This is a genomic window from Psychrobacter sp. LV10R520-6 (assembly GCF_900182925.1).
Classification (GTDB): domain Bacteria; phylum Pseudomonadota; class Gammaproteobacteria; order Pseudomonadales; family Moraxellaceae; genus Psychrobacter.
This window is the reverse complement of sequence record NZ_LT900024.1, coordinates 1,297,758-1,316,080: the sequence shown is the minus strand read 5'-3', so window position 1 is coordinate 1,316,080 and position 18,323 is coordinate 1,297,758. Positions and strand designations below refer to the sequence as shown.

13 protein-coding genes are annotated in these 18,323 nt (G+C 43.5%); 7 read left to right on the top strand and 6 right to left on the bottom strand.

Annotation, left to right across the window (positions count from 1 at the left end; genetic code table 11):
- Positions 1–207: 207 nt before the first annotated feature.
- Positions 208–1,137 (bottom strand): LysR substrate-binding domain-containing protein, encoded by a 930-nt coding sequence (locus U1P77_RS05500; RefSeq protein WP_321156364.1) that lies wholly within the window; start codon positions 1,135–1,137, stop codon positions 208–210.
- 281 nt (positions 1,138–1,418) lie between these two features.
- Complete coding sequence (katG, locus tag U1P77_RS05495; protein ID WP_414479069.1) at positions 1,419–3,650, bottom strand: catalase/peroxidase HPI; 2,232 nt, start codon at positions 3,648–3,650, stop codon at positions 1,419–1,421.
- A gap of 872 nt (positions 3,651–4,522) precedes the next feature.
- On the opposite strand from katG, the gene U1P77_RS05490 reads away from it, so the two are divergent.
- From U1P77_RS05490 to U1P77_RS05470, 5 genes are all read left to right on the top strand, one after another.
- Positions 4,523–6,205, top strand: a complete 1,683-nt coding sequence (locus U1P77_RS05490; protein WP_321156363.1) for an AmpG family muropeptide MFS transporter — start codon at positions 4,523–4,525, stop codon at positions 6,203–6,205.
- 48 nt (positions 6,206–6,253) lie between these two features.
- Positions 6,254–7,195, top strand: a complete 942-nt coding sequence (gene prmC / locus U1P77_RS05485) for a peptide chain release factor N(5)-glutamine methyltransferase (RefSeq protein ID WP_321156362.1) — start codon at positions 6,254–6,256, stop codon at positions 7,193–7,195.
- 76 nt (positions 7,196–7,271) lie between these two features.
- Positions 7,272–8,063, top strand: coding sequence for a HesA/MoeB/ThiF family protein (locus U1P77_RS05480; RefSeq protein WP_321156361.1), 792 nt, complete (start codon positions 7,272–7,274; stop codon positions 8,061–8,063).
- 51 nt (positions 8,064–8,114) lie between these two features.
- A complete protein-coding gene (locus U1P77_RS05475; protein WP_321156360.1) occupies positions 8,115–9,446 on the top strand; it encodes an ABC1 kinase family protein in 1,332 nt (443 codons plus the stop codon).
- Positions 9,447–9,561: 115 nt separating this feature from the next.
- Positions 9,562–10,836: a YbfB/YjiJ family MFS transporter gene (locus U1P77_RS05470; RefSeq protein WP_321156359.1), complete on the top strand. Its 1,275-nt coding sequence runs from the start codon at positions 9,562–9,564 to the stop codon at positions 10,834–10,836.
- A 96-nt stretch (positions 10,837–10,932) separates the two neighbouring features.
- On the opposite strand, the gene U1P77_RS05465 is transcribed toward U1P77_RS05470, so the two are convergent.
- Entirely contained in the window at positions 10,933–11,421 is a 489-nt protein-coding gene (locus U1P77_RS05465) for an Lrp/AsnC family transcriptional regulator (protein ID WP_321156358.1), read from the bottom strand.
- A 230-nt stretch (positions 11,422–11,651) separates the two neighbouring features.
- On the opposite strand from U1P77_RS05465, the gene leuA reads away from it, so the two are divergent.
- Entirely contained in the window at positions 11,652–13,448 is a 1,797-nt protein-coding gene (gene leuA / locus U1P77_RS05460) for a 2-isopropylmalate synthase (protein WP_321156357.1), read from the top strand.
- Positions 13,449–13,836: 388 nt separating this feature from the next.
- The gene (locus tag U1P77_RS05455) at positions 13,837–14,481 is read left to right on the top strand and encodes a hypothetical protein (RefSeq protein ID WP_321156356.1); all 645 of its coding nucleotides are present in this window, start codon (positions 13,837–13,839) and stop codon (positions 14,479–14,481) included.
- A 110-nt stretch (positions 14,482–14,591) separates the two neighbouring features.
- Here the strand turns inward: U1P77_RS05455 and accC are convergent, their stop codons facing one another.
- From accC to U1P77_RS05440, 3 genes are all read right to left on the bottom strand, one after another.
- Entirely contained in the window at positions 14,592–15,953 is a 1,362-nt protein-coding gene (accC, locus tag U1P77_RS05450; protein ID WP_321156355.1) for an acetyl-CoA carboxylase biotin carboxylase subunit, read from the bottom strand.
- Positions 15,954–16,033: 80 nt separating this feature from the next.
- Positions 16,034–16,462, bottom strand: a complete 429-nt coding sequence (accB, locus tag U1P77_RS05445; protein ID WP_321156354.1) for an acetyl-CoA carboxylase biotin carboxyl carrier protein — start codon at positions 16,460–16,462, stop codon at positions 16,034–16,036.
- Between the two features lie 365 nt (positions 16,463–16,827).
- Positions 16,828–18,195 carry an MATE family efflux transporter gene (locus tag U1P77_RS05440; protein WP_321156353.1) on the bottom strand — a complete coding sequence of 456 codons (1,368 nt, stop codon included), beginning with the start codon at positions 18,193–18,195 and terminating at the stop codon, positions 16,828–16,830.
- Between the last annotated feature and the right edge of the window lie 128 nt (positions 18,196–18,323).

Here is an 18,323-nt window from a genome sequence, read left to right as displayed (position 1 = left end):
AAATAATGGAAAAGTAGTTTTTGATGGTTAGTGATTTGGATAGTTGAAGTCAGGAATAAAAAATTATTGGGAAATAGTGCACAACCAGGAAACCATGAGTATGCAGAAATAAAGAAAAAACGGCACCGTTACAAAGAGATAACGATGCCGTAGAAGTAAAAAATTACTGATAGATAAGCGCTAAAACTATTGCTACCGATTAAATAGCTATCGATTAAATTGCTGCTGGCACAGTTCTATAAAGGCACGGCCGTATTGACGAATCTCTGCATCGTCCCGTACTGCCATCCAACTGGTAAAGCGGCCAAAATGATCGACTGGAATAGCCGTTAGATTCTGATAATGGCTGGGCTCAAAGGCCATCTCTGCGATAATACCAACGCCTAATCCTAAGCCCACATAGGTGCTAATCACGTCAGCATCTAGTGCTGCTAAGACGATATCAGGCTCAAGCCCCGCATCACTAAAGGCCTTGTCAATCGTTCCGCGTCCGGTAAAGCCGCCGTGATAAGTGATTAGCGGGTAGCTGGCAAGCGTCGGCAAATCAATAGTCTCTTGACCAGCAAGCTCATGATCACTCGGTACAATAACGCGGTGCGTCCAGTCATAATAACGATGGCAACGCAGATAATTATTATGTAGTAATGACTCGGTAGCAATGCCAATATCAGCTTGGCCACGAATTACCATCTGCGCGATAGTCTCAGGATCAGCTTGCTGAAGAATTAAGTTTACCTTAGGAAAGCGTTCTTTGAATTCTTTGACTACTTGCGGCAACACATAACGCGCTTGCGTATGCGTGGTGGCAATCGTTAGCGTACCAGTGTTTGGATTATTAAAATCAAGGCTTAAATTCTCAATCGTACGGATTTCGGCGAATATAGATTCAATATGGGGCATGAGCGCGGTGCCTATGGTCGTCAGTCCGGTTAGCCGTTTGCCTTGACGAATAAACACTTCAGTCTTGAGCTGGTTCTCAAGCGCAGCGATATGCTTCGATAAGCTTGATTGGCTGGTATGCAACACCGTTGCTGCTTGGCTTAGATTATAGCCATTCACTACCGTATGCCAGACAGTTTCTAACTGCTTCAGCTGAATTTGTAAATGCCGCTGGTTGACCACTACGTCAATTGCCATAACCTAATTCCTCGTAAATATAAAAATAGTCACTGTCTGTATGTAAGAAAATCAAAGCCTACAAAGATGAAGCAAGGAATCAGTGTAAAACAAAGTCATTATTCTTGTATATAATAAATAGGTATCTGTTTATACGATTTAGGAATATAAAAGCGATTATTCAAAGGGTATCGGTAGTTCATAATACGCCCTTGAACTTATATCGAACCATAAAAAACAGCCATCTTTGTAAGATGACTGTTTTGTTTGTTGCTCAACAAGGGTAAAAATTAAGCCAAAGATTAGCCAAAGCGATCAGCATTCATTACTTTGTCCCATGCTTTGATAAAGTCATGGACGAATTTTTCCAAGTTATCATCTTGTGCATATAACTCTGCATAAGAACGCAAAATAGAGTTAGAACCAAATACCAAGTCCACACGAGTGGCCTGCCATTTAACGTTACCGGTTGCACGTTCGCGCACTTCATATAGGTTGTGACCAGCGTTTTCGCTATTCTCTTCCTTAATGGGATGCCAAGTGAGATCCATATCGGTTAAATTAACAAAGAAATCATTACTGAGTGTGCCGGCGCGGTCGGTAAAGACCCCATTTTGACTGTGACTATGATTGGTATCAAGAACACGCATACCACCGACTAATACCACCATTTCAGGAGCGCTGAGTCCCATCAATTGGGTGCGGTCAAGCAGCATCTCTTCAGGTGATACGGTATAGCTGTCTTTAACCCAGTTGCGATAGCCGTCATGACGTGGCTCAAGATCGTCAAACGATTCAGCGTCGGTCATTTCATCTGTTGCATCGCCGCGACCTGGATTAAAGGGAACACTGGCCTCCACGCCCGCATCAGCAGCAGCTTGCTCAATAGCAGTGTTACCAGCCAGTACGATTAAATCAGCAATACTAACGGGTTTAGCAAACTCAGTCTGAATACGTGTCAAAGTTTCAAGCACACGCTGTAATTGCTCAGGCTCATTACCGACCCAGTCTTTTTGTGGGGCTAAGCGAATACGGGCACCGTTGGCACCGCCGCGATAGTCAGAGGCACGGAAGGTACTTGCGCTGTCCCATGCAGTAATAATCATTTCTCGACGACTGAGACCACTGTCCAGGATTTGCGCTTTTAACGTAGCAATATCATCGGTACTTAAGTCAGCATTGCCTTCTGCAACCGGGTCTTGCCATACAAAAGTTTCTGCCGGTACATCAGCACCTAAATAACGTGCTTTGGGTCCCAAGTCGCGATGGGTAAGCTTAAACCAGGCTTTGGCAAATACTTCATCAAAGTATTCTGGATTTTTATGGAAGTTTTCTGAAATCACGCGATAAGCCGGATCTTTGATCATTGCCATATCGGCATCAGTCATCATAGGATTGCGACGTATACTTGGGTCATGCGCATCTAAAGGCTTGTCTTCCTCACGAATATCGGTAGGCTCCCATTGCCATGCACCCGCTGGACTTTTGGTTAGTTCCCAGTTGTGATTAAGCAGCATCTCAAAATACTCATAATCCCATTGGGTAGGGTTGGTGGTCCATGCGCCTTCAATACCACTTGAGACCGTATCACCGGCATTGCCGCTACCATTAGGGTTGCGCCAGCCTAAACCTTGCTCAGTGACATTGGCGGCTTCAGGCTCATCTCCTAATAAGCTCGCATCACCGTTACCATGGCACTTACCGACAGTGTGTCCACCTGCGGTTAAAGCTACGGTTTCTTCATCATTCATAGACATGCGTGCAAAGGTCGTACGAATATCGTGTGCCGTCTTTATGGGATCAGGATTACCATCAACACCTTCAGGATTGACATATACTAAGCCCATTTGTACCGCGGCTAATGGATTCTCAAGCGAGGTGCGTTCTTGGTCGTCATAGTAACGGTTGTTGGTTGCCGCTAACCATTCACGCTCAGAGCCCCAATAAATATCTTTTTCTGGATGCCAAATATCAGCGCGGCCGCCTGCGAAGCCTAAAGTCTTAAAGCCCATTGACTCGTAGGCCATATTACCAGCCAAAATCATTAAATCTGCCCAAGACAGTTTATTGCCGTATTTCTTCTTCATTGGCCATAATAGACGACGGGCTTTATCCAAGTTGACGTTATCTGGCCAACTGTTTAGTGGTGCAAAGCGTTGATTGCCAGTGTTAGAACCGCCACGCCCATCGGCGCTACGATAGGTACCAGCAGAATGCCATGCCATGCGAATCATCAGACCGCCGTAATGGCCCCAATCCGCTGGCCACCAGTCCTGCGAATCGGTCATCAGATTTTTTAAATCTTGCTTAACGGCTTCTAAGTCTAATTGTTTAAAGGCAGCCGCATAGTCAAAATCAGGATCCATGGGATTGGTCTTATTATCTTGCTGATGCAAAATATCTAGATTTAAGGCGTTAGGCCACCAATCCGTTGCGGCAGATGCAGTGGTAGTGTGTGCTTGATGCATGACCGGACAGCCGCCCATACTAGGACGTTGCGGAGTATGCGACTCATCGACGTTTTCGCTATGCATCGTAGGGCCGTGACCATCGCCTTGGTTATAGGTAGTATTGCTGTTGTTAGATTGATTGCCATCATGATCAACGGGGCAACGCCCGCTATCTGACGCTGGCTGGTTAGCGTTTGATGTATTCAAAGTCGAGTCTTTGGGGGTCGAGTTGGACATTGTATAACTCCTAAGTGCTGATGATATAAGTAAGGACAATAAAGGGTTGATAACATGGGCCAGTGCTGTAGTTGCTAACTTTACTGTTTATGATCTCAGCATACAGTGTTATTCGTGATTTAAAAAACTATTAAATAAGGATGACGCGTTTTGAATAATTAATCACTATATAGATGATGATTGGTTTGCTTTATGGTAAGTGTTTTTATTAAGAGTAAGCAACATTATAAATGTGATTATTTCTCCTACATAAGGTCATTCTTCTATAAAAATACTTTTAATCCGGCGTTTTTAGTTTCTAGCTGGTCCTACAATGTCGCTTATCTGATAAAAATAAACAGTGACTTATGTCTATTGCTAGTAGTAGGTGTTAATAACAGTAAACGTTATAGATTTGCCTTGTAATGCGCAGATAGGTACAGCCTAACAGTTCGGTAAGTTTATGATACATTGGGTTACGGCTACGGTATATAAAATGGGTTGGAGCGCACTATAAGCCAGTTAGTGCAAAAATATCACCATAATGTCTAGTCAAGATAAGCGTTCTCAAGTACCATAATTCAATTTTGCAGCAAATGTCATTTTCTTTGTGCAGGGCTAGGCAATTTTTTATCCCTTTTAGACCAAATGGTATCGATATCATACGACCGTTCGGTATAATTTTTGGATAAAAAATAGCTCGCTGTGGTACTTTTTGTCTAAAATTTTGGTGAGTCGTTATGTCTGCTGTCCAACCTGTACCACCCAATCCTCCAGTCGCTAAAAAGTCATTGAGCGAGAGCTTACAAGCTTATCTTGATCGGCGTTCGATTATCATGCTGTTCTTAGGTTTTGTCGCGGGCATTCCTATTTTATTGATTTTTTCGAGTTTATCATTATGGCTGCGTGAAGCAGGTATTGACCGTAGTGTGGTAACGATGTTCAGCTGGGCGGCGCTTGGTTATGCCTTCAAATTTATTTGGGCACCACTTATTGATGCCGTGCCATTGCCAATATTAACCAAACTACTAGGTCGCAGGCGTAGCTGGATATTGGTTGCGCAGCTGATGATTATTGCAGCGATTTGTATAATGGCCAGTGTTAACCCAGCCAACGAAGGCAGTTTGGTCCTTATGGCAGTCGGTGCGGTACTACTGGGATTTTCATCAGCGACCCAAGATATTGTTATTGATGCGTACCGTATTGAGCTGGCACCGCCTAGCTTACAGGCAGTATTGTCTGCCATGTATGTCACTGGCTACCGATTAGGAATGATTGTCGCGGGTGCCGGCGCATTATATTTAGCCGATTATTTTGGTTCTACCGAGAGCTTTTATAGTTATGAAGCGTGGCGTAATACTTACTGGATTATGGCAGGGGTCATGGGCGTTGGGGTTATTACCACTTTAGTCATTCATGAGCCTGTCAGGCAACAAGTAGTCGTTGAGCGTAAGACTTCAGACTACACCCGTCTGGTACTGGTATTTGCCATATCAGTCATTGGGTTTGTATTGGTGTTTGCCAATGCGGGACTAGTACTGCCTGAGACAGAAGGTGTGTTTTCGGGTTTTTTAACTGAAATTGTACGTATGGTATTGAGTTTGGCATCGGCTTTAGCTGTTGGCTACGGTTTAGTAAAAGCCAATCTTGTAGAGCAAGAGTTTGCTAATACGACATGGGTTGAGCCTATTGCTGATTTCTTCCGTCGTTACGGTAAGAAAGCCTTATTGTTATTAGCGCTGATTGGCCTCTACCGTATCTCTGATATTGTCGCTGGCGTTATCTCCAATGTCTTTTATCAAGATATGGATTTCACTAAGGTCGATATTGCCAATGCGGTTAAACTGGTTGGGGTCGTCATGGCGATCGGTGGTGGATTTTTAGGTGGGTTATTGGCCCAAAAAATGCGTATTATGCGGGCTATGATGGTTGGGGCAATCCTAGCCTGTGTGACTAATCTGCTCTTTATTCTACTGACTTACCATCCAGGTAGTCTGCCATATATGTATTTTGCTGTGATTCTTGATAACCTTGCGGCAGGTCTGGCCAGTGCGGTATTTATTGCTTTTTTATCTGCGCTAACCTCCATTCGCTTTACGGCGGTACAGTATTCAATATTTTCATCACTCATGACGCTACTGCCAAAAGTGGTGGGTGGATATTCGGGTACTATCGTTGACAGTACCAGTTATCCGTTCTTCTTTATGTTTACCTTTTTGATTGGTATTCCAATTCTAGCGCTGATTTACTATGTTGATAAGCATATTGTTATTGGTGATAACGATGATATCTATGGTGATGGTGATGGTGATGGTGATGGTGATGACGACAATAATGACAGTGGTGGCAATAAAGGTGTTGAGTTAACCAAAGCCAATCCTAATTTATCAAATACTAAAGAGCCGCCACGTGCTACAGAGTAGCGTGCGAATTACAACGGATAAGACCCAGATAACCATTAAGAGTTTTTTATGACAGCGCCCAAAGCAGTAGACATGACAGTACTACAAATAAAACAGCAAGTAGTAAGCACGGCTACAGATGCGGGTATTCCGAAGTTTTGGATAACGGATTGGTTGCTTTATGTGCTAGCTAAGCCATCTGCGTTTCTTATTATGGAAGAGAATTACCAGCTGACGGATAGCGAGTTTGAACAATTCAATGCTGGTGTGACCAAGATGCAGCAGGGTATTCCTTTGGCTTATTTAACCGGTCATCAGGAATTCTGGTCGCTTAATTTCAATGTGAATGAGCATACTTTAATACCTAGACCGGATACTGAGATATTGGTTGAACAGGTGCTGCTTTGGATAAAGGCGCAGGGTAATACTGAAACTACTATTGAAAAGCCTAAAAATAAAGCTAATAAACGCTTACTTGATTTAGGAACCGGTTCAGGCTGTATCGCTATTAGTATTGCGCATGAGCTAGCGCAAGGTAGCACTGGTAATACAAAAACTAATGTTGCAAAAAATAGCTGGCAGGTTGTCGCGGTTGATGTGTCAGCAGAGGCGCTTGAAGTCGCACGTCATAATGCAGCTGTTAATAATATTACCAATATTGAATTTGTACAAAGCAGCTGGTATAACGAATTACCTACCAATCTTGAGTCATTATTTGATGTGATCGTTTCAAATCCACCTTATATTGATGAGTCGGATGAGCATTTGCAACGCTTACAGGCGGAACCTATCAGCGCTTTAAGTGCAGCCAATAACGGCTTAGCTGATATTGAACACATAGTTCAGCAGTCATTACCATATTTACGAGCAGGCGGGTTATTAGCGATTGAGCATGGCTTCGACCAAGGGGCTGCTGTACGCCAGCTGTTTTTGGATAACGGTTTTGACGCTGTACAAACCATGCAAGATTTTGGGGGTAATGAGCGCGTGACCCTTGGGCAGCTCTTTTAAAACAAGCTTCAAAGTATCTATCTTCAAAGTCCTAATCTTAAAAGTAATAAGCTCTCAATAAGCTTTGGTAAACAATATGACCCATCCAGCAGATATAGAAGTACTGACAGACGACGAACTCCTACGTTACGCTCGGCAGGTATTGCTCGACGGCTGGGATCTTGATGCCCAGTTACGGCTAAAGTCTGCCCGTGTGGTGATGATTGGTGCTGGCGGACTGGGTTGTCCTGCTTCTGAGACCCTAGTACGTGCAGGGCTTGGGCAAGTGCATCTGATTGATGATGATGTGATTGAGGCCAGTAACTTGCAGCGGCAGACGCTGTTTCTACCAGATGATATTGGCAAGCCAAAAGCACTCACTGCTGCCCATATGTTACAGCAAATTAATCCATTGATTGGTGCCCGTGGTACAGTTGCTCGTTTGAGCGAAGATAATGCTTATAAGCTACTGGACATGGCGTCTGGTAAGCCAGATTTACTGTTAGATTGTACCGATAATTTTGCGACCCGCGATGTCATTAATCGTATCAGTGTACGCTATCAAATCCCGTTACTGTCTGCTTCAGCGATTGCGATGCAAGGTCAATTGGCATTGTTCGAACCGCAGTTAAACACAGGCTGTTATTACTGTGTGTTTGGTTCTCTTGATGCTGATACAGAATTTGATGAGCGTACTTGCGCCAATTCAGGCGTATTATCGAGTACCACTGCTATCATGGGCAGCTTGCAAGCCAACGCCGCTTTGCAATATTTAGGATTAACCAAAAATCCACTGACAAATAAACTGCTAATATGGGACGGTAGCCTGATGCAGCAGCGGCTAATGGGCTATCGGCAAGATAAGCAATGTCCTATATGTGCTGTCTAGCTTTCTAATTATTTTTAACTATTTTTTGTTTACTGATAACAGTTGTCCTTTATGAAAATCCATCGTCCTCATTTATTAAAACATACTTTTAATGTTGTTAACCGTGTTCGTCAAACAGCCAGTATTGCTGGGCTGTCTGCGTTACGAGTGGCAAAAGGTGAGAAGCCTGATGCTAAGCTGCTAAAAGAAACATTTGAGCAGCTGGGTACCACTTATATAAAAATTGGCCAGTTTATTGCCAGTACGCCGTCGCTATTTCCACGTGAGTATGTTGAGGCATTTCAAGATTTTTTAGATCAAACGACCCCCTTGTCATATGATTATATCGAGCGGGTATTAATGGCTGAGCTGGCAATGGATGGCCAGACGCTAAGTGATAAATTCGCTCATATTGAGAAAAAACCACTAGCATCAGCTTCTATTGCGCAAGTCCATACCGCCCGTCTACATAATGGCGATGAAGTGGTATTAAAAGTTCAAAAGCCCGGTGTGGAAACCATCATGCAGACCGATTTAGGCGTATTGCATGCTGTGACTAAACTGCTAGAGCTGCTGATGCCATCCATGAGATTTGCTAGTATTGCGCCGATTATCGATGAGATTCGGCTGCGCATGTTGGCAGAAACAGACTTTATCGCTGAGGCGCAAAACATTCGCGATTTTCAGCAATTCTTAACAGTATCAGGTAACACGCGAGTTGTTGGTCCTGAAGTCTATGATGAGCTGACCACTAGGCGCGTACTGACCATGAGTCGATTGTACGGGGTTTCTATGGTCGATGAGTCTGCCATGCGCCAGTATTGTGACGACCCCGCACAAGTGATGGCAGATACTTTAAACACGTGGTTTGCAAGTTTGATGTTGTGCAATAGCTTCCATGCCGACTTACATGCGGGTAATCTGATGCTATTAACTGACGGCCGGATTGGCTTTTTGGATTTTGGTATCGTGGGTAAGTTGAAAGCCGAAAGCTGGCGCGCTTGTATGGGTATGATGCAGGCTTTGCAAGATAACGATTATCAGATGATGGCACACCATATGATTGATATGGAAATGACCAACATGCGTAATCAAGTAGACGAGGTTGCCTTGGCCAAGGATTTGCAAAGCATGATGCAGTCTATTATGGCTGAAGATAAAGCGTTTACTAGCGGCATACCGTTCAACACTAAAGAGCAAGCGGATGATCTTAATAAGATGATGCTCGAGATTGTCGACGTGGGTAAGCGTCATGGTATACACTTTCCGCGTGATTTTGCTTTATTGACTAAACAGTTACTATATTTTGATCGGTTTATGCGTACGCTAGCGCCTGATATGGATATGTTCAGTGATAAACGAGTAGCGATGTTAGGACAAGCAGATACAACACTAATAGCGTAATCTTTAGCAACGTTATCTATTGGATCGTCGTAGATTTTCTTCACTAACTGCCTGCTATTTTTAAAGAATTTCAACACAAAGGATTGTGTGCCAAGCGCCGCAAATTGGCTCTGTCATGATGACTGAATCTCGCCACCGTATAATACCCCGCATTACCAACGAAACCGCCATCGCAGCGATAGGACTATATTGCATGGCGGTGGTGATGGGCTATGGGCGCTTTTTATTTACCGCCACCCTGCCTGATATTATGACTCAGCTGACGCTATCGACCACCATTGCCGGATGGCTGGCTTCGGTCAATTATATTGGCTACTTTATTGGTGCACTCATTGCGATGTTTGTGCCGCATCGTTTGACATGGCAGATGCTGATAGTTTGGACCAGCATTAGTATAGTCACTACTATGCTGTTGGTTGTGCCAAATTTGTCTTTGAGCTGGTGGTATATCATTCGTCTGCTGTCAGGTATAGCCAGTGGGGTGGCGATGATTTTGAGCTCATCATTGGTCATTCAGCGCTTTAGTGCCGAGCGTCGCTCTGTGCTGTCAGCGTTACATTACGCGGGTATTGGGGTCGGTATTAGCGCCTCCGCTATACTGACGTGGTGGCTGTTAACGCTAGGCTATCATTTTGATATTATTTGGCTCGTTGCAGGTATCAGTAGCTTACCGGTTATATGGCTGCTCTATGCTATACGTCCGTTGGCTGCGCCTACTATACCTAACACGGCATCTGAGCGCTTAGAGTCGAACCATAACGATCAGCGCTTCTCAGTGCATCAAACCTATATTAATTTCAAAAGATCGTTATATGAGGCGTCGATTGGTCACACCAAGGCCATTTTATTATTGTCAGCAAGTTACGTGCTTGCAGGGTTTGGTTATATTACCTCAGCGACTTTTCTGCCGGTAATGGCAGCGCAGCGATTAACCACGCAAACCTATGCCGGACTGCTGATTTGGTTGGTTGTGGGTATTTTTGCGATGATATCTAATCCAATTTGGGGTGCACTTGCTAAGCGTATCGGTGAGATTAAAACCTTAATAGGCCTGACACTGTTGCAAGCGTTAGGGATGTTTTTGCCCTTATGGTTCGATGGGGCGATTGGCTTATATGCTAACGCAGTCATTTTGGGATTAACCTTTGTCGGTATGGTCTCAATGACGCTTACGCTTATTAAGAATATCAATCCAGATTACTCTAATTTACTAATAGGATTGGCGACTTTAGCTTATGCGCTAGGGCAGTTTCTTGGGCCGTTAGTGACCGTCGCTTTGGCAGGCGATAATGATAATTTTAATGCCGGATTGCTGGTCGCTAGTATTGGACTGCTTATCGGTATTGTTCTACTGTTATTCTTTCGGCGCCAGCCACAGCGGACGGCATAGGATATACGATCAGTATTTAGTAAACGTTCTAACATTGATTTTTAACTATATAATCTTAAGCATCTGTATTTATTCAAAAGCTCAACAACAATAAAACTAAACTATGCTACGGTTAAATACTTCTCGCAGCTCAAAGCTGGTATGTACTTGAGCAACCCCTTCGATACGATTAAGCCTGTGTAATAAAAATTCCTCATAATGTGCCATATCGCGCACCCGTACTTTAATTAAGTAATCTTCAGTGCGTCCAGTAACAATGCTACAACTGATCACTTCATCGAAGCTTTGAACTTTATGCTCAAACTGCTCAAAGCGTTCGGCGGTATGGCGATCCATGCTGATAGCGATAAATACCGATAAAGGATAGCCCAATTTTTGCGCGTCGGTTTGAGTATGATAGCCGGTGATAATGCCAGTATCTTCTAAGCGTTTAATCCGGCGCGCGCAGGGCGTAGCAGAGAGATTAACGCGGTCAGCAAGCTCAGTAATGCTCATGCGTGCCTCTAACTGTAATAAACGCAATAAGTGCTTGTCGGTCTTATCGATATCAATCGGTAATAGACTATAAGAATGGCTATTTGGCATAACGTATCAATTAATTAGTGAATTAACCTAATTATAGCGATTATATGAGTATTTAGCACTAATATAACAACAAGATATATGAAATAAAGCTGCTTTTCACTCTACGAACTTTGTTATTATAATGATATTAACTTCTGTTAACTCGTATGATAAACGCTGATTTATTTATCAGCTAGTTAGAAATATAACTTGTTAAAAATATAAATTGCCACTTCATCTAAGGATTGATTATGTCTGACAATGCCACACGTACTGCGAAACCTGCCTCTGTTAAAGTAGCACCAAAACAGGCCGCTTTTGATTTTCGTAAATATCGTCCCTTTGCTTTTGCTCCCTCGTTACCAGATCGCACATGGCCAAGCAAAACGATTGAGAAATCACCCATATGGGCCAGTGTGGATCTGCGTGATGGTAACCAAGCTCTGATTGATCCGATGACCATTGAACAAAAAATGCGTTTTTTTGAGACTTTGGTCGATGTAGGCTTTAAAGAGATTGAGATTGGCTTTCCATCAGCAGCGCAAGTCGAGTTTGATTTTGCCCGTAAATTAATTGAAGAAAACCATGTGCCTAAAGATGTGACCTTGCAAGTATTGGTTCAAGCCCGTGAGCATTTGATTGCCCGTACCTTTGAATCACTAAAAGGCGCAAAACGCGCCATTGTTCACGTCTATAACTCAACTTGTCGCATCCAACGTGAAAAAGTATACGGGAAGGATAAAGCTGAGATTAAAGAAATTGCCATCACTGGTGCAAAGTTGTTGGTTGAATATGCTGCCAAATATCCTGAAACGGAATGGGTATTTCAGTATTCGCCTGAAAGCTTTAGTCAAACCGAACCAGAATATGCGGTAGAAGTTTGTGATGCGGTTTGTGATATCTGGCAGCCACAGCATGGTCAAGAAGTGATTCTTAACTTGCCCGCAACGGTTGAAGCCTCTATGCCCAATATCTTCGCCGATCAAGTTGAGTATTTTTGCCGTAACTTAGCCAAACGAGAGCATGTGATGGTCAGTTTGCACACTCATAATGATCGCGGCTGTGCCGTAGCTGCCGCGGAGCTTGGTGTGCTTGCTGGCGCAGATCGTATTGAGGGTACGCTGCTTGGTAACGGTGAGCGTACTGGTAATATGGATATTATGGTCATGGCGATGAACTTGTTTAGCCAAGGTATCGACCCTGAGCTAGATTTTAGTAATATGAGTGAAATCGTACAAGTGGTCAGCGAGTGTAATAATTTACCGCTACACCCACGCCATCCTTATGTTGGTGAGCTGGTCTTTACTGCCTTTAGTGGCTCGCATCAAGACGCTATTAAAAAATCTCTTGATTATAATGAGAAAAATGTCGAGCAGACCGAAAACGTTTGGGATGTGGCTTATTTACCCATCGATCCGGCGCATATTGGTCGCAGCTATCAAGATGTGGTGCGTATCAATAGTCAGTCAGGCAAAGGGGGCGTCGCTTATATTCTTCAACGCAACTATGGCTTCAACTTACCGCGTTGGATGCAAATTGACTTTAGCCGCGTCGTACAACATCAAGCTGAAACCGCCGCGCGCGAATTGCAAAACGATGAAGTATTGCAGACTTTTGAAGATATCTACTTACAGCAAGGCAGTTTTGAGCTGTTAGATTATAGTGTCAATAATAAAGGTGGTGAGGTTTACTTTAACGGCCAAGTGCAGATGAATGGCGAGACCATCACTATCGATGGGACAGGCAACGGTCCATTGTCATCATTCATCGATGGCTTGGCACAGCATACCGGCAAGTCGCTACATGTTATCAACTATGCTGAGCATGCTATCAATCCGCAGCATAACAATATTGATAGTGATGGCAACGGTATCGACGATGGTACTAACAGCGATAATAAGACCAATGCTAATGCAGCGGCTTACATTCAGCTGAATGTCGATGGTGAGGTTTACTCGGGCATTGGTACCTGTAGCAGCACCGTATCGGCGATGTTAAAAGGAGCGTTATCTGCCTTTGCTCAAGCGCCTAGTACAACAGCTGCTTAACACAAAACTAGTTAATTAGGACGTTAATTAGCAAACCAGTTAATGAACTGTCCAAATATTTCGATAAAGTTAACTGAGCATACTTAACCAACATAACGCCATGTCTTCTTGCTATAAGCAAATCAGAGTCATGGCGTTATTTTTTAATATCTGCTTTTAATAAGTTTTTCGAAGCTTTTTCTTTAGTAATTTTTTTAATAACTGTCTTTATTAATTGAGACTATCAGGTCAATTTGAGTAGGAAGACAATTGAACATAATGGCTGCGTCATTGACTGACGTGTTAACTCTTTTTTAGCTACTTATAGCATAATGTTACTTGTGTTTTTGGTGTCCAAGACTTACGCTAATGGTCATATTACTTATTATTATGAATAAAAAGGTTAACTATGGAACCTCTCTCAATTGCTTCATTTTCATTAGCAGCTATTTTAGCGTCACTGCCAGTAAATGGTAAAGTCATTAGCAAACCGACGATTACTACCCATATTAGCCCTGCCATCGCTGGACAATGGGAGATAGACTTAAACAGTACTGATACTATAAGTAAGCGAACAGGGCCATCTGCTGATCGAGCAACCACTAGTAATGAGCCTAAAGTCATTGCAGGCCAGAAGGATGGGGTGCTGGATCAAAGTGAACGACGTACTATTAATGTCGTACCCAGTAGTATTGGAGCTAGTAATATTAAACCTAATACTAAGAACAACGCCAGTCAAAATATTAGCGCATCAGCGAAATCTACCCAATGCCGTGAGTTATATAACTTCGGTGCAGATAACGAGATGTGGGCAGTTAGTGGCAAAGAATGGACTTATGGACGTTATCTGGTAACCCACCGTGAAGAGGGACTACCAATCATCGCTATCAAAACTATTTATGATAATAATGAAAAAGACTGTTCAGGTAATCAGGTTGATCAGAGCGATGAAGCTTTAATTGCCTTTTTAAATCATGACGGTAATAGAATGCAGTGGTGTGCTGATCCTGATGGTAAAAAGTGCTATATGAACTTTCATAGAGTTTTACCTTAGCCTACCAAAGGTTGTCTTATCCAATCTCATTAAAAAACCGCTATCGTTGCTAATAGCGGTTTTTTTGATATAGATATCGATAATCACCGAGCATCATTACAATATACAGATCATGATGCCGCTTTTTCTTTATTAGCAGTCAGTAACTCTTTTTCAAGATAATGAATATTTTGTGCCTCAGTGGCAAAACTTTCATCGGCTAAAATCACATCACGATGCAGTGGGATATTAGTTTTTATACCTTCAATGATTAGCTCATCCAGCGCATGTATGGTCTTGGCAATGGCTTGTTGGCGTGTTTGACCATGACAAATAAGCTTACCAATCAAGGAATCATAATAACTGGGAATCTCATAACCAGGGTAGAGATGCGAGTCAAAGCGAACGCCGGAACCACTTGGTGCAAATAATTGTGTCACCGTGCCTGGTGAGGGCATAAAGGTTACTGCATCTTCCGCATTGATACGACACTCAATAGCGTGACCTTGAACTTCAATCTCGCTTTGACGATAGGACAGTCCATAACCTGCGGCAATTTTTAATTGCTCGACTACCACATCAATACCCGTAATCATCTCGGTAACCGGATGCTCAACCTGAACGCGGGTATTCATTTCAATAAAGAAAAATTCGTTATTTTCAAATAAAAATTCAAACGTACCTGCACCGCGATACTTAACCAGCTCACAAGCTTTGACGCAAGCATCCAAGATCGGTTGACGTACATCATCAGGGATGTCAGGGGCAGGCGCTTCCTCTAATACCTTTTGATGGCGGCGCTGTAGTGAGCAGTCACGGTCGTACAAATGAATAGCATTACCATTACCATCACCCAGTACTTGAACTTCAACGTGGCGTGGGTTCTGTAAATAGCGTTCCATATAAACGGTATCATCACCAAACCATAGCTCAGCTTCTTGTTTAGCGGCTTGTACTTGGCCGATAACTTCTTCGAAACGTTCGACGACGCGCATACCGCGGCCACCACCACCAGATGCGGCTTTAATTATCAGCGGAAAGCCGATATTGCGCGCTTGTTCTTCAGCGTTATGTAGGTTTACTGCACCAACGGAACCCGGTACGGTGGGGACGCCTGCTTTTTTCATGGCATTAATAGCGGAGACTTTATTACCCATTAAACGAATATGATCCGCGTTAGGACCGACGAACGTTAACCCTGCTTCTTCAACGCGCTCAGCGAATTCAGCATTTTCGGCTAAAAAGCCATAACCGGGATGAATGGCATCCGCACCAGAGATTTCGGCAGCGGTTAAGATAGTATTGATATTTAGATAGCTCTGATTGGCGTTGGGCTTACCGATACAGATGGCTTCATCAACGAAGCGCAAGTGCATCAGATTTTCGTCTGCGGTAGAGTAGACACCAACGGTTTCGATACCAAGTGCTTTACAGGCTCGAACGATGCGTAGGGCAATTTCACCTCGATTGGCGATGAGCAGTTTTTTTATCATAGGGTCATCCTTGTCAAAGCGGCGTTGATTGATTAAATTTTTACAATCAATCACAACAAAGTAAAGTGTGGCAGATACCGTTAAGCTTTATAGCGTATGACGGGCTGGCCAAACTGTACGACCTCAGAGTTGTCCACTAAGATTTCGTCAACGACACCACTTTGAGTGGCTTCAAGCGGGTTCATGATTTTCATCGCTTCGATGATACCCAGCGTATCACCAGCTTGTACTTTTTGTCCGATTTTTACAAATGGAGGATCGTTAGGGCTAGGCGCGGAATAAAATACACCCACCATGGGTGAGGTCTCAACGCTACCCGCTTTTGCATTTTCTTTGGCTTCAGTAGCGACAGGCACACCGCCAGCAGTAGGCGCAGCCATCATCGTCGGGGCAGGGGTATCGTAATGACGAGTAAGACTAATATGCTCATCGTCTGAACTGACTTCTAGATTGACCAGTTCGTTTTCTTCCATGAGGGCGATTAGGGTGCGTATTTTTTCAATATCCATAATTTTAATGAGGCCTTGTACTAGAATTCAAGTAATAGTGTAACAAAATATTGTCTAATTAGTTGCTAATGATACCTATATTCAGCGCAATGAGCAATCAATGTACAGTTGTTAACTGGAAATTTTACATATTTTGACGTGAACATATTCATCGGTAAGAAACACCCAGTCATTTATCATAGTCTATGTCGCTAGGTAGCGTCTAGTAATGGTTACTAGACGCTACGATAGAAAAGTCCAATAGAAAAATAAGACAACTATTTAAAAAATGCTGAAGGGCAAAATTTAGAAGACAATCTTTGGCAGCACATCCACACACTATAGCTTAGTAACACCGTTTATGTAATAAAGGATGGTTAATTGAGCTAAGCCCACATTGCTCTCAAGCGTTTCTGTTGATAACGCAGACGCAGCGTGAGTAGAATAGAAGATAAAAATAAGCCGGTAATTAACGCCATCCAAAACCCTTGTGCACCAGTATCCGTAAAGCGCACTAAGTAAATACCAAGCGGTAAGGCGACGATCCAATAGCAAAATAGCGTCACCCACATTGGCACGGTAGTGTCTTGCATACCACGTAATATACCAGCAATATTGACCTGCCAGCCATCAAATAATTGATAGGCAAGCGCAAAAATCAATAGGTGCATGGCTTGTGCGCGTACTTCTAGGTTATCAGTGAAAGCGGCTGCCAGTTGAGGTCTGAACAGCCAAATCCCCAGCATACAAACTATAGCAATAAGTACGGTCCAGATAAGCCCCGTGGCTTGAACCTGACGCACAGCGAGGAGATTCTTTTGGCCAAAACGATTGGACACCATAATGGTCAGGGCCATTGCTACCGAGATGGGTATCATAAACAGCTGCGAAGTCACTGCCAGTGCCACTTGATGCGACGCTGTTGCCAATTCGCCTAACGGACTGATCACTAATGCCCCTAAGCTAAATAAACTGGCTTCAAAAAAGATAGAAACACCAATTGGTATTCCCAGCTTAAGTAATTTTGTGATTTGCTCGCGGTCGGGTTTAGTGAAGCTATAAAAAAATCGCGTACTGGCAAATTGCTGGCGCTTAGTAAAGGTGGTGTAAGCAGCCAATAGTAAGACATTTATCCATAACACCATCGCCGTTGCCACCCCGCAACCCGCACCACCCATCTCAGGCATACCGTATAAACCATGAATAAAAATGTAGTTAAGTGGAATATCGGCTAATAATCCAATGACACTGATAATCGTCACCGGTTCAGGGCGACCGAGCGCCTCGCAGTAACTACGTAGCACCGCATATACTGCTAAAGCAGGGAAACCAAAAGACACCCCATGTAAGTATTGAGTCGCTATAGGCTGAATATTTTCAGGGACGCCCATCAGTCCCAGTACGTTTGGCGCTAGATTAACGATAATAAAACCAATAATACCAATAACCCCTGCGGTCCATAGCGACTGCTGGGTAATGTGTGGTACTTGGTCGTGTTTGTTCTGACCTATCGCTTCCCCAATCAGGGGTGTGGTAGCGATTAAAATACCCGTGGCTAATAAAAACAGCGGTAGCCAGATACCAGAACCAACCGCCACAGCAGCTAAGTCGAGTGCTGAAACTTGGCCGGCCATAATGGCATCGACCACACCAAGTGCTGCTTGGCAAAACTGAGTGATCAAGATAGGCAGCGCTAGCACGCCTAGGCGCAGGCTGTAGCTCTTAAAGTCTTTAAAGGATAACGGGAAAACCATAGTTAGCAACTTGTTAATTATTCACGGTGGTTATTGTTGACGGACAAATGCTGCCATCAACAAATCAATAGCGAGACAGTAAGAGAGGGATAGTGCCGGCAATCATACTCTGGTAAATCATGCTAAAC